Raw genomic sequence first — 12,350 nt, forward strand, 5'->3', positions numbered from 1 at the left:
GACTCTCGTCACCCGGGTGCTTCTACCCATGATGACGCACCACGGCCCCGATCCGTTGGGGTGTCAGTTCGTGACGTCGATGGTGCCGGCCGGGGCGATGGCCAGGACGTTGCGGGTGCCCTCGCTCTGGTAGAGGTCGAGGTCCATGAGCATCACGTAGGCCTCGTACCGACCGGGGGTGAGCGGCTCCAGCGGGACCGACGGCGTCCAACCGGGGGCGCAGACGTCGCCGAGTGAGTGTCCGGCGTTCAGGCCCAGCGATTCGTCCGGCGCGAGGTCGAGGTCGCGGGTGTCGTCGCTGCCCAGGTACTCCGGGGCGACGACGACGCCGTCGCGGACCAGCACGGTCCAGGTGTAGACGCCGTGTGCGATCTGTTCCGAGCTGACATTGCGCACCGTGGGCTCGACGGCGATCGGGCTGCCGCCGGAGTTCGGCCCGGACACGAACGGGCCCTCGGGCCACTCGACGGTCAGTTCCAGTCCCGTGTTCGGGCTCGGCGGCGCCCAGGCGTCGCCACACATCGGCTCGAACTCGGGGGCTGGGTCGAGGGTGTCAACCGGGGTGGACGGCTCCTCGCTCTCCGGGTCGGTCGGGTCCTGCGTGGGCTCGCCCGACGGTTCCTCGGTCGGTTCCTCGGTGGGCGCCGCCGTGGCCTCGACCACGCCGTCGGCGACCGAGAACTCGACCGGATCGGTGGCCCAGGCGCCGGCATCGGTCACCGAGCCCCGCTGGTACAGCTCGTAGTCGCCGTCCGCGAGGGAGTCACCCTCGCACGCGGAGAAGTCGAACGCCGCCGACCACTCCGCGGGGTTCCCGGCCGGCACGAGGACGGTCTCGGTCGACGTCCCGGCCAGGTGGTAGCCACGGATCGCGCCGGTGACCGGGTCGACCGCGTAGGAGGCGATCGAGTCGACCGGGACCTCGAGGTCACCGTCGTCGGGGTTCTCGAAGAGCGTCGTCACCACGGCGCTCGGCCCCTGCGCCGCGCCGGCGATGGACACGGACGCGATCACGGACGGGACGCCGTCGGGCAGGAGGTCGTCGATCGTCTGCGTGCACACCTCGACCGGCTGGGCCGGTGGGACCGGGTCCCGCTGGGTGCCGCTCACCTGCCAGACGATCACACCGATCGTGGCCACCGTGGCGACGCTCGCCATCGTGGCGCCGGCGGCGCGGGCACGACGGCGGCGCCTGACCCCGGCGATCAGCTCACCGGTGCGGGAGGCCAGCGGGTTGGGCGCGCTCGCGCGCGCCTCGCTGCGGAGCATGTCTTCGAGGTTCATCGCCGATCTCCTTCCAGGGACTGGTCCAGTTCGACCATCAGGTGACGCCCGGCGTCGTGCAGGTGTCGTTTCACGGTGCCGGGACTCACGCCGAGTTCCTCGGCGATCTGCGGCACGGTCAGGTCCGCGTAGTAGCGCAGCACCATGCAGGCGCGCTGCTTCGGTCCGAGGACGGCGAGGGCCCGGTCCACGTCGAGGCGGTCCGGGCTGTGCCGCTCGGGGCCGGCGGTGGAGTCCGACCCGGGCAGCAGGTGCCGCACGGCCGCCCAGCGCCGACGGCGGCGGTAGCCGTCCAGGTAGAGCGTCAGGATCGTCCGGCGGACGTACGCCTCCGCGTGCTCGACGGCGCCGCCGTCGTCCCTGCCGGCCGGCCGACGCATGACCGCGAACACCTTGGTGAGCGCCTCCTGGACGAGGTCCTCACCCTCCGCGCGATCCCCACAGAGCAGGCTCGCGTACCGCACCAACGCACCCCCTCGCTGGCGCACCAGGTCCGTCAGGACCGGTTCCCAGTGGCTCATCATGTCCCCTTATCGCAACCCGTGACCGGTGGCGCGGGTCGGCGCCGCTGCCGGTGACAGCCCGTCGGGCGAGGCTGTCATGGAGGTAGACGACCAAGCGTCCCAAACCGTTGAGCCGCCCGGTGGCCGATGTCCGGGTGCGCCAGGGACCAAGGTCCCGTTCTTTCCCGACCCGGTGTCAGGAAACCACAACATGTAGTAAGCGGCGGCGTGTTGCAGCACTACATCTTGGGTTGAACGGCTCTAGGTTCGAGATGTCGAGTCCACCCGAAACGAGGAGCCCACCATGAATGCCCGGACCGTCCCGCCCGCCCACTCGCCCCACGCCTGGCCGTCGCCCGCCTCGGCGACCCAGGCTCCGCCGTCGCCCCCGCTGCGCGCCCTCGTCGACCCGATCCGCACCGTGGACGACTACCTCGACCGCAGCGACTGGCGCGTCAACGCGAACGCGAACCAGGGGTTCTCGCTCGGCGGCCTGATGCTGAACACGTCCGGCAAGGTGATCGCGAACTACTGGCTGGACGAGGTCTACCCGGACGCCGTCGGACGTGCGCACCGCGAGGCGGACCTGCACATCCACGACCTCGACATGCTCTCCGGCTACTGCGCCGGCTGGTCGCTGCGCGCGCTCCTGCACGAGGGTTTCAACGGGGTCCCGGGCGCGATCGCGGCGCGCCCGCCACGGCACTTCTCCTCGGCCGTCGGGCAGATCGTGAACTTCCTCGGCACCCTGCAGAACGAGTGGGCCGGCGCGCAGGCGTTCAGCTCCTTCGACACCTACATGGCGCCGTTCGTGCGGGTGGACGCGATGACCTATGCGCAGGTCTACCAGTGCCTGCAGGAGATGATCCACAACCTGAACGCATCGTCGCGGTGGGGCACCCAGACCCCGTTCACCAACCTCACGTTCGACTGGACCTGCCCCGAGGACCTGCGTGAGCAGATCCCGATGGTCGGCGGGCAGGAGTGCGACTTCAGCTACGGCGACCTGCAGGCCGAGATGGACCTGATCAACCGCGCCTACATCGACGTGATGACCGCCGGTGACGCCGGCGGGCGCGTGTTCACGTTCCCGATCCCGACCTACAACATCACGAGGGACTTCGACTGGGACTCCCCGAACGCCGGCGCCCTGTTCGCGATGACCGCGAAGTACGGGCTGCCCTACTTCCAGAACTTCATCAACTCCGACCTGGACCCCGGCATGATCCGCTCGATGTGCTGCCGGCTCCAACTGGACCTGCGTGAGCTGCTGGCGCGCGGGAACGGGCTGTTCGGGTCGGCGGAACTGACCGGCTCGATCGGCGTCGTCACGGTCAACTGCGCCCGCCTCGGCTACCTGCATGCCGGCGACGAGGACGCGCTCGTGGCGGACCTGGACTGGTTGCTCGACCTGGGCAGGGAGTCGCTGGAGCTCAAGCGGACCGCCGTGGCGGGCTGGCTGGACGCGGGGCTGTATCCGTACACGAGGCGCTACCTGCCCTCGCTCGACAACCACTTCTCGACGCTCGGCGTGAACGGCATGAACGAGATGGTCCGCAACTTCACGATGGACGCTTATGACCTCACCGACCCCCGCGGGCACGCGATGGTCGAGCGGATCCTGGACCACGTGCGGACGCGGCTGGTGGAGTACCAGGAGGAGACCGGGCATCTGTACAACCTCGAGGCGACGCCTGCCGAGGGCACCACCTACCGGTTCGCGAAGGAGGACCGGCGCCGGTTCCCCGGGATCCTGCAGGCCGGCACGGACACGAATCCGTACTACACGAACTCCTCGCAACTGCCGGTGGGGTTCACCGACGACCCGTTCGAGGCGCTCACCCGCCAGGACGACCTCCAACGCAAGTACACCGGTGGCACCGTGCTGCACCTGTACATGAGCGAGCGGCTCTCCGATGCCGAGGCCTGCAAGCGGCTGGTGCGACGCTCGCTCGAGCGGTTCTCGCTGCCGTACCTGACCATCACGCCGACGTTCTCGATCTGTCCCGCACACGGCTACCTGGCCGGGGAGCAGCCGACCTGCCCACGCTGTGCCGCGGCTGACCCGGATGCCCCGCCGGTGGTCTGCGAGGTCTGGACCCGGGTGATGGGCTATCACCGCCCGGTCAGCTCGTTCAACATCGGCAAGAAGGGTGAGCATGCGCAGCGTCGGCATTTCACCGAGGCGGCCGCCCAGCTGGAGCTGGTGTGACGGTGACGGCGCCCCCTCGCCCGGGTGCTCGGGCGGCGGACCTGCAGGTGGCCGGGCTGACCCGGATGTCCGGGTGCGACTGGCCCGGCCGCCTGGTCGCGACGGTCTTCCTGCAGGGGTGCCCCTGGAACTGCGGGTACTGCCACAACCCGGACCTGATCCCGACCCGCGCGCCGGGGAGGTACGCCTGGGGGGATGTCCTGGAGTTCCTGAGCGCCCGTGTCGGACTGCTGGACGGCGTCGTGTTCTCCGGCGGCGAGCCCACCCGGCAACTCGGCCTCGCCGCTGCGATCTCGGCGGTCCGCGACCTCGGCCTCGGGATCGGCCTGCACACCGCGGGTGCCTATCCGAGGCGACTGGCCGCCGTCGCCGGGTCCGTCGACTGGATCGGGCTCGACATCAAGGCCGAACCGGAAGGCTACGACGACGTGATCCGCACCGGCGGCGGCGATGCGGCCTGGCGCAGCCTCGAGGTGGCCCTGGCGTCCTCCGCCGACGTGGAGGTGCGGACCACGGTCCACCCGGGCTCCGCCGTCGACGTCCTTGTGCTGGCGCGGCGGCTGCGGGCCGCGGGTGTGCGCCACTACGCCCTGCAACGCGCCCGGGCTGAGGGGACCCGCGAGGAGTTCAGGGCCGACGGCGTCGGGTGGGACGAGCGGTTCGCGCACCTCGCCGAGTCGGTCGCCGACGTGGGATTCGACCACTTCGAGGTCAGGTCGGGCTGAGCAGAACCGGCGCGGGCCCGTCAGGCCTACGCCGGACCCGAATCACGCCACCGGGTCCGCACGGTCGAAGAGCAGCAGTGCGTCGCCGTCGGTATACGTCTCGACGCCGACCACGATGCTCGTGTCGGTGATCGTGAATGAGTAGACGCCGTCTGGCATTTCCGTGCGGGTGCCGGTGCCTGTCGCGGCGTCCACGAGCCAGAGGTCCTCGGCGTTCGTGGGCACCAGGATCTGGGTACCGAGGGTCACGGCCCGGTTGGTCTGGAACCATTCGTCCGCCTCGTGAGCCAGCGTCCAGAGCTCGGCGCCGGTGGTCACATCGAGACCGTGCAGGTCCCCGGGTCCCGAGGAGTACAGGAGGGTGTCCCCGGTCAGGCTGGCACGGGCTCCGTACGGGATCTCGATCGTCCAGCGCGGCTCGCCGGTGCGCGGATCGACGCCGACGAGGTCCCAGCGCACGGTGTCGGCGGTCACCGAGTCGAGGTCCGGGGTGGTCATCGTGGTCAGCACGAGGGTGCCCCGGCCGGTGTCCGAGGCGCCCAGGACGGTGGAGATCACCGGGCTCGAGGGGTCCTCCTCTGCTGGATAGCGCCAGAGGGGAGAGCCGTCGGCGGTCGAGAAGGCGGCCACGGTGCGGGTGTCCGTACCTTGGTTCGCAAGGTTCAACCCGACCGTGTAGTCGATGTCGCGCTCATTGAAGCGGCTCAGGACCGCCGCGCCACCGAGGACCGTCAGGTCATCGGCGGAGGGCAGACCGGTCATCGGCACCGTCCAGGCGACGTCGCCCGTGCCGGGGGTCATCCGGGTCAGCGACAGGTCCGGATCGTCGTCGACGTCCTGGGCGAGCAGGATCTCGCTTGTCTCCGGGATCCGTGCGGTCGCCAGCGTCGGCGCGAAGCCGTGTTCGGTGTTCGTCCCCACCCAGGTGCAGGCCGACCAGCGCCCGGTGCGGGCGTCCAGCGCGCTGACGGCGGCGGTGCGGTCCTCAGGCAGAACCAGGGTGACGATGTCCTCGCCGACCTGGCCGCCGCCGGGTGCGTACCCGTCGTAGCCACGGGCCCAGCGCACCGATCCGGACGCGGGGTCGAGGGAGAGCACGGCGCCGGCGAAGGAGTTGCCGGTGCTGCCGGATCCGCTGGCGAGCAGCACGCCGTCGTCGACGGCGATCACCGATGCGGCGTTCCACGGGGCCACGACTGTGCCGCTGGAGAGGCCACCGAACGGTCCGTTGTCCTCGAGTGCGGCGACCACATCGGTGACCGCGCCGGTCGTGTTCAGCCCCTGCGACTGGCGCAGATCGAGGCCCAACCGGTCGGCCTCGACCAGTTCCGAGCCCCGCCGGCACTGCCATGCGGGCAGCACGGTCGTGTATCCGACGACACCGATCCCGGCGAGCAGCGCTGCACTCAGCGCGATGACGATCCCCCGACGACGCATGCGGACAGGATGGCACGCGCCCGGGGCGCGGGCGGACGAGTGGTCCATGAGGCGGCGCCCGTTGGCTAGACTCTCGCTCAGCCTGAGGCGACACGGATGCCTGGGCCCTGTGTGTAGTTCGTCGAGGAGGACGGATGCTCGAGCTCGGAACCACGAGCGTTGTCATTGTGTCGGTGATCGCCGCGATCGGTGTTCTCTCGCTGGTGCTGGCGGTGATCCTGCGTCGGCAGGTTCTCGCGGCCGGTGAGGGCACCCCGAAGATGCAGGAGATCGCCGCCGCCATCCAAGAGGGGGCCTCGGCATATCTGAGCCGGCAGTTCCGGACGCTGGCGATCTTCGCGGTCGTCGTGTTCGGGTTGTTGTTCCTGTTGCCCGGCGACGGCGCGATCAAGGTCGGTAGATCCATCGCGTTCCTGTTCGGGGCGGGGTTCTCCGCCGCGATCGGCTATCTCGGGATGTGGCTGGCGACCCGCGCGAACCTCCGGGTCGCGGCCGCCGCGACCGGAACGGACGGGCGCGCCGAAGGCGCGCGGATCGCGTTCCGCACCGGCGGGGTCGTCGGCATGAGCGTGGTGGGCCTCGGCCTGCTCGGGGCGGCGGCCGTGGTCCTCAGCTTCCGCGGCGACGCGCCCGCGGTGCTGGAGGGCTTCGGCTTCGGGGCCGCGTTGCTGGCGATGTTCATGCGCGTCGGTGGGGGGATCTTCACGAAGGCGGCCGACGTCGGCGCCGACCTGGTCGGCAAGGTCGAGCAGGGCATCCCCGAGGACGACCCCCGCAATGCCGCCACCATCGCGGACAACGTCGGCGACAACGTCGGCGACTGCGCCGGGATGGCCGCGGACCTGTTCGAGTCGTATGCCGTGATGCTGGTGGCAGCCCTCATCCTCGGGAAGGCGACCATGGGGGAGCAGGGGCTGGTGTTCCCGCTCATCGTGACCGCCATCGGCGCGATCGTGGCCGTGCTCGGCGTGGCGATCACCCGGGTCCGGGGTACCGAGAGCGGGCTGCGGGCCATCTACCGGGGCTTCTACATCTCCGCACTCGTGGGCGCCGCACTCGCCGCGGTCGCCGCCTTCATCTACCTTCCGTCCAGCTTCGCGGCGATTCCCGGCGTCAGCGCCGACCTCGCCGAGCACGCCGGGGACCCGCGTCTGGTGACGGCGGCGGCCGTGCTGGTCGGGGTGATCCTGGCCGGGATCATCCTGGCCGTGACCGGGTACTTCACCGGCACGACCTCGAAGCCGACCAAGCACGTGGCCGCCACGTCCCGGACCGGCGCCGCAACCGTGGTGCTGTCCGGCATCGGCGTCGGGTTCGAGTCCGCCGTGTACACCGCCGGCATCATCGCCGCCGCGCTCTGTGGACTGTTCCTGCTGGCCGGGGGCTCGATCTGGCTCTCGCTGTTCCTGATCGCGCTCGCGGGCTGCGGCCTCCTGACCACGGTCGGTGTGATCGTCGCGATGGACACGTTCGGACCGGTGAGCGACAACGCCCAGGGCATCGCCGAGATGTCCGGTGACGTCGAGGAGGAGGGCGCTCAGATCCTGACCGACCTGGACGCCGTCGGGAACACCACGAAGGCGATCACCAAGGGCATCGCGATCGCGACCGCGGTGCTCGCCGCGACCGCCTTGTTCGGTTCCTACGGGGACGCGGTGAACACCGCACTGGCGGACATCGGTTTCGACGCCGCCGCCCGCGGGAACGACCTCGTGGCCTCGATGCTGAACTACGAGATCGTCTCGCCGATCACTCTGGTGGGCCTCATCCTCGGGGCCTCCACCGTGTTCCTGTTCTCCGGGTTGGCGATCGACGCCGTGACCCGGGCGGCCGGGGCGATCGTGTTCGAGGTGCGCCGCCAGTTCCGGGACTTCCCGGGCATCATGACCGGCGAGACCCGCCCCGAGTACGGCAAGGTCGTGGACATCTGCACCCGGGACTCGCTGCGGGAGTTGGCGACACCGGGCCTGTTGGCCGCGTTCGCGCCGATCGCGGTCGGGTTCGGCCTCGGGGTCGGGGCACTGGCCGGGTTCCTCGGTGGCGCGATCGGTGCCGGGGTGCTGATGGCCGTGTTCCTTGCGAACTCGGGGGGCGCCTGGGACAACGCGAAGAAGATCGTCGAGGACGGCCACTACGGCGGGAAGAACTCCGAGGCGCACGCCGCAGTCGTCATCGGCGACACGGTCGGTGACCCGTTCAAGGACACCGCCGGGCCGGCGATCAACCCGCTGATCAAGGTGATGAACCTGGTCTCGGTGCTGATCGCACCCGCCGTGGTCGTCATGAGCGTCCCCGCCGACGCCAACCACGGCATCCGGATCGCGATCGCCTGCGCGGCGGCGCTGATCGCGTTCGGTGCGATCGTCGCGTCACGGCTGAGGGCGTCGAAGGTGGACGCCGCGAACGAGGCTCAGGCCGAGCACGAGGCAGAGCAGATCGCGGCTGGTTGAGCTCGGTGCGGTTCGGGCGCCCGGTGACCGAGAGGTCGCCGGGCGCTCGGCATGTATGGGGGGCGCCGTGCCGGGCCGGCGGGTGTCAGATCTGTTCCACCTCGGCGGTCAGAGCGCCGCCGGTGTCACCGGTGTTGACCACCCCGGCTGGCTCCAGCAACAACACCTTGGCCTCCGTGTCGGACCGGGGGCAGTGCTCCACGCCGCGCGGCACGACGAACAACTGGCCGGGTCCGAGGGTCACGTCCCGATCCCTCAGCTGGATGGTGAGTCGCCCATCGAGCACCAGGAACAGCTCGTCGGTCTCCTCGTGGCTGTGCCAGACGAAGTCACCCTTGACCTTGACGAGCTTAACCTCGTAGTCGTTCAGGCGTGCGACGAGTTTCGGTGACCAGTGCTCGGAGAAGAGATCGAATTTCGCGTTGAGGTCCACCGCGTCCTCTGACATGGGACCGAGTCTGCCAAACGGCCGTGGTGGTGGCGCTCCCGCGAGGCAGCACCGCATGGTGCCTCGGGTGGCACGATGAGGGCATGAACCCTCCTGCCGCACGCACGGCCCTGATCACCGGCGCGAGCCGTGGCATCGGTAGGCACCTCGCCCTCGGGCTGGCGGACGCCGGCCTGGACGTGGCCCTCCTCGCTCGTGACGTCGACCGGCTCACCGGGGTGGCCGAGGAGGTCGAAGCGCGCGGCCGCCGGGCCGTGGTCCTGGCCGGGGACGTCACCGACCGGGTCGCCGTCGACGCCGCCGTCTCGGAAGCCGAGTACGCCCTCGGAGGAGTCGACCTGCTGGTCAACAACGCGGGTCTGGTGGACCCCGAGGTGCCGCTCTGGGAGGCGGATCCCGAGGAGTGGCAGCGAGTCCTGGTCACCGATGTGTACGGACCGTTCCTGCTGGCCCGGGCCGTGGTACCCGGCATGCTCGGCCGTGGCGGCGGGCGGGTGGTCGATCTCAACTCCGGTGCCGGCACCCGTGACACCCCGGACATGAGCGCCTACAACGTGGCCAAGACCGCGTTGTTCCGCATCGGTGGCGGATTGCACGAGGCCGGGTTCTCGCGAGGGCTACGAGCCTTCGAGGTGGCCCCGGGGGTGGTTCCGACCGACATGTCGACGGGGATGCGCATGCACGCGGGCCGCACCGACTGGACCCCACCCGAGGCCGTGGTGGACATTGTGGCCGCCATCGCCGCAGGAGAACTCGACAACCTGTCCGGGTGCTACCTGCGCGCCGGCTCCGACACCGTCGAGGACCTCCGCACCCGAGCCGGGGCCGGCCCGCAGGCCGGGCGTCGGCTGCGGGTCACCGACTGGGTCTGAGCAAGGGCTCGGACCTCGATCGTCCGGGTCGACGATTGTCAGCCGGTGATCGGCGGCTGCTCGAGCGCGGTGTCGTGGTGGTCGTGCGGGCGCACCCGGACCAACAGGAGTAGTCCGATGAGCAGCACCAGGATGATGCCGAGGATGCCCCAGTACTGGGCCTCGTCCCTGGTCTGCCCGGTGAGCGTGGCGCCGATCAGGATCGCGGTCGAGAACGCGGCGGGCGCCATGAAGCTGACCGCCCGACCCGTGGTTGCGTACAGGCCGAACACCTCGCCCTCGCGCCCCGCCGGGATCAGGCGAGCCAGGAACGTGCGGGAGGCGGACTGTGCTGGCCCCACGAAGATGCACAGGATCAGCCCGAGGACCCAGAACACCGTGGTCCCGCCGGACTGAAGGAAGAAGATGAGCGTGCCGGCGATGATCATGCAGGTCAGGGACAACATGATGACGCGCTTGGGGCCGAGGCGGTCATCCAGGGCCCCGAAGGCGATCGTGGCGACCCCGGCGACGACATTGGCCACGACGCCGAAGATGATCACCTGCCCGGCGCTGAAGCCGAACACGCCTGCGGCGATCACACCGCCGAAGGTGAACACACCGGCCAGGCCGTCGCGGAACACGGCCGAGGCGATCAGGAAGAAGACGGTGTTACGGTCTGCGCGCCAGAGGTCGGCGATGGTGCGGAAGAGCAGCCGGTACGACTCGATCAGCCCCGGATTCGCGGTCCGGCGGGCGGTGTTGCGGGGCTTGTCCCGGATCGTCAGAATCACCGGTAGCGAGAAGATCAGTGTCCAGGCGGCGCAGAGCAGCATGGTGACCCGGACGTCCATGCCGTCCTCGCTGGTGATGCCGAACACGCCGACGTCGGGGTTGATCAGGCCGAAATAGACCATCAGCAGGAGCACGATCCCGCCGATGTAGCCCAGGCCCCAGCCGAGCCCCGACACCCGCCCGACCGTGCTGGCGGTGGAGATCTCGTTGAGCATGGCGTTGTAGTTGACGGATGCGAACTCGAACGCAATGTTGCCGCCTGCCAGCAGGAGCAGACCCAGCCAGAGGTACTCGGGTGCGGGTTGGACGAAGAACAGGCCTGCCGAGGCGATCACGACGAGCAGCGTGTTTACGGTGAGCCACAGGGTGCGGCGCCCCGCACGGTCCGCGCTCTGGCCCGTGATCGGTGCGAACAGGGCGATGAGCACGCCGGCTCCGGCGAGCACCCAACCGAGAGTGGATTCCGCGCCGGGGCCGAACGCGTCCGAGGTGATGTAGACCGTGAAGACGAACGTGGTGATCACCGCGTTGAACGCGGCGGACCCCCAGTCCCAGAGGGCCCAGGCGGTCACCGGCCAGGTCAGGATCCGGGGCGGTGCGCTCGGATGTTCGGCGGCGTCCGGCCGGCCCGCCTGGGCGGCCGCAGCCTTGTTCGTCTCGTCCATGGAGACAAACGTAGAGACAACCCGCGTCCAGATGGTGTCCAACGAGCCAACGGCGTGGGCCGGGCGTGGCGCCGAGTGAGCCCCCTGGGGTGGTGCAACTAGCCGGTGGCGCTTCCCACCGGGACCCCGGCCCCGACGTGCTGACTACGAGGGCCGGCGCCTACCGGCTCGGCGCGAGCAGGGCGGGCGGCGATGCGACGCACTGCGGTCCCGGTCAGTTCCACGGCGTCTCGGTGGGGTGGATCTCGGTGCCGTCGTGTCGGTAGAAGTGCCAGCGGCCGGCTTGTCGGGTCATGGTGATGTTGTGGGTGTGGACCCAGCGGTGGTGGTAGTAGCACAGGAGTGCGGCTTGGTCGAGGTCGGTGTCGCCGCCGTTGCTCCACCATCGGGTGGCGTGGTGGGACTCGGTGCGTTCGGGTGGGACGGTGCAGTCGGGTGCGGTGCAGTGCCGGTCCCGGGTGATGAGGGCTCGGCGTTGGGAGGGGGTGAACAGCCGGTGCGCGCGGCCGTGGTTGATGACCTCGTTGTCGGGGCTGAAGATGATCCGGTAGACCTCGCCGGAGCAGTTGATGATCCGTTCGAGTAGGTCCCGGGGTACTGGGCCGGTGTTGTCGGTGAAGGTCGCGGGTCCGCGGGTGAGTAGCCCGGCCCAGTCCTTGGTGGCAGGAGCGGCAGGAGCGGTGGCGGGAGTGGGCGTGGGTGCGCCGGTAGCGGGCGGGGCGGCCGTGGGCGCAGTTGTGCCGTCGTGGCCGGTCGGGGGCTCGGGTGCTTGCGTGGGAGCCTCGGTCGGGCCGGCTGGAGACTCGGCGCCGGCGGCAGCGTCAGCGGCGGCAGGCGGGGTGGCTGTGGGCGTAGTTGTCTCGTTGGTGCTGGTCGGGGGCTCGGGTGCTTGCGCGGGAGCCTCGGCCGGGCTGGCGGGGTCGAGTCCGGGCAGGGGGTCGGCCACCGGTGCCGCACCGGCCGCGGCGGTGCCGGCCGCG

The 12,350-nt window shown here is 70.2% G+C and carries 10 protein-coding genes; 4 read left to right on the forward strand and 6 right to left on the reverse strand.

Annotated elements, in window-relative coordinates; all coding sequences use genetic code 11:
- Positions 1–63 precede the first annotated feature (63 nt).
- On the reverse strand, positions 64–1,284 hold the full coding sequence (locus EXU48_RS21350) for a hypothetical protein (protein WP_133109711.1): 1,221 nt from the start codon (positions 1,282–1,284) through the stop codon (positions 64–66).
- A complete protein-coding gene (locus tag EXU48_RS21355; RefSeq protein ID WP_133109712.1) occupies positions 1,281–1,805 on the reverse strand; it encodes a sigma-70 family RNA polymerase sigma factor in 525 nt (174 codons plus the stop codon). Before EXU48_RS21355 ends, EXU48_RS21350 begins: the two co-directional genes overlap by 4 nt.
- 286 nt (positions 1,806–2,091) lie before the next feature.
- Between EXU48_RS21355 and EXU48_RS21360 the strand changes: the two genes are divergently transcribed.
- Positions 2,092–3,999, forward strand: coding sequence for a ribonucleoside triphosphate reductase (locus tag EXU48_RS21360; RefSeq protein WP_133109713.1), 1,908 nt, complete (start codon positions 2,092–2,094; stop codon positions 3,997–3,999).
- Positions 4,000–4,001: 2 nt separating this feature from the next.
- Complete coding sequence (locus EXU48_RS21365) at positions 4,002–4,724, forward strand: anaerobic ribonucleoside-triphosphate reductase activating protein (protein WP_235857187.1); 723 nt, start codon at positions 4,002–4,004, stop codon at positions 4,722–4,724.
- A 42-nt stretch (positions 4,725–4,766) separates the two neighbouring features.
- Here the strand turns inward: EXU48_RS21365 and EXU48_RS21370 are convergent, their stop codons facing one another.
- A complete protein-coding gene (locus EXU48_RS21370; protein WP_165962936.1) occupies positions 4,767–6,161 on the reverse strand; it encodes an outer membrane protein assembly factor BamB family protein in 1,395 nt (464 codons plus the stop codon).
- Positions 6,162–6,295: 134 nt separating this feature from the next.
- On the opposite strand from EXU48_RS21370, the gene EXU48_RS21375 reads away from it, so the two are divergent.
- The gene (locus EXU48_RS21375) at positions 6,296–8,611 is read left to right on the forward strand and encodes a sodium-translocating pyrophosphatase (protein ID WP_133109715.1); all 2,316 of its coding nucleotides are present in this window, start codon (positions 6,296–6,298) and stop codon (positions 8,609–8,611) included.
- Positions 8,612–8,696: 85 nt separating this feature from the next.
- Here EXU48_RS21375 and EXU48_RS21380 read toward each other — a convergent pair whose 3' ends face one another.
- Complete coding sequence (locus tag EXU48_RS21380; RefSeq protein WP_133109716.1) at positions 8,697–9,059, reverse strand: cupin domain-containing protein; 363 nt, start codon at positions 9,057–9,059, stop codon at positions 8,697–8,699.
- An 83-nt stretch (positions 9,060–9,142) separates the two neighbouring features.
- Between EXU48_RS21380 and EXU48_RS21385 the strand changes: the two genes are divergently transcribed.
- A complete protein-coding gene (locus tag EXU48_RS21385) occupies positions 9,143–9,931 on the forward strand; it encodes an SDR family NAD(P)-dependent oxidoreductase (RefSeq protein WP_133109717.1) in 789 nt (262 codons plus the stop codon).
- A gap of 38 nt (positions 9,932–9,969) precedes the next feature.
- Here the strand turns inward: EXU48_RS21385 and EXU48_RS21390 are convergent, their stop codons facing one another.
- Positions 9,970–11,370 (reverse strand): MFS transporter, encoded by a 1,401-nt coding sequence (locus tag EXU48_RS21390; protein WP_133109718.1) that lies wholly within the window; start codon positions 11,368–11,370, stop codon positions 9,970–9,972.
- 214 nt (positions 11,371–11,584) lie between these two features.
- The coding region (locus EXU48_RS24645; protein WP_165962937.1) for an HNH endonuclease signature motif containing protein at positions 11,585–12,350 on the reverse strand (766 nt) is incomplete at its 5' end.

It is taken from the genome of Occultella glacieicola, assembly GCF_004353825.1.
GTDB classification, from domain to species: Bacteria; Actinomycetota; Actinomycetes; order Actinomycetales; family Beutenbergiaceae; genus Occultella; species Occultella glacieicola.

Coding starts and splice junctions, on each gene's coding strand:
- EXU48_RS21355 (WP_133109712.1), bottom strand. CDS start 1,805: ATGAGCCACTGGGAACCGGTCCTGACGGACCTGGTGCGCCAGCGAGGG.
- EXU48_RS21380 (WP_133109716.1), bottom strand. CDS start 9,059: ATGTCAGAGGACGCGGTGGACCTCAACGCGAAATTCGATCTCTTCTCC.
- EXU48_RS21385 (WP_133109717.1), top strand. CDS start 9,143: ATGAACCCTCCTGCCGCACGCACGGCCCTGATCACCGGCGCGAGCCGT.
- EXU48_RS21390 (WP_133109718.1), bottom strand. CDS start 11,370: ATGGACGAGACGAACAAGGCTGCGGCCGCCCAGGCGGGCCGGCCGGAC.
- EXU48_RS21360 (WP_133109713.1), top strand. CDS start 2,092: ATGAATGCCCGGACCGTCCCGCCCGCCCACTCGCCCCACGCCTGGCCG.
- EXU48_RS21370 (WP_165962936.1), bottom strand. CDS start 6,161: ATGCGTCGTCGGGGGATCGTCATCGCGCTGAGTGCAGCGCTGCTCGCC.
- EXU48_RS21375 (WP_133109715.1), top strand. CDS start 6,296: ATGCTCGAGCTCGGAACCACGAGCGTTGTCATTGTGTCGGTGATCGCC.
- EXU48_RS21350 (WP_133109711.1), bottom strand. CDS start 1,284: ATGAACCTCGAAGACATGCTCCGCAGCGAGGCGCGCGCGAGCGCGCCC.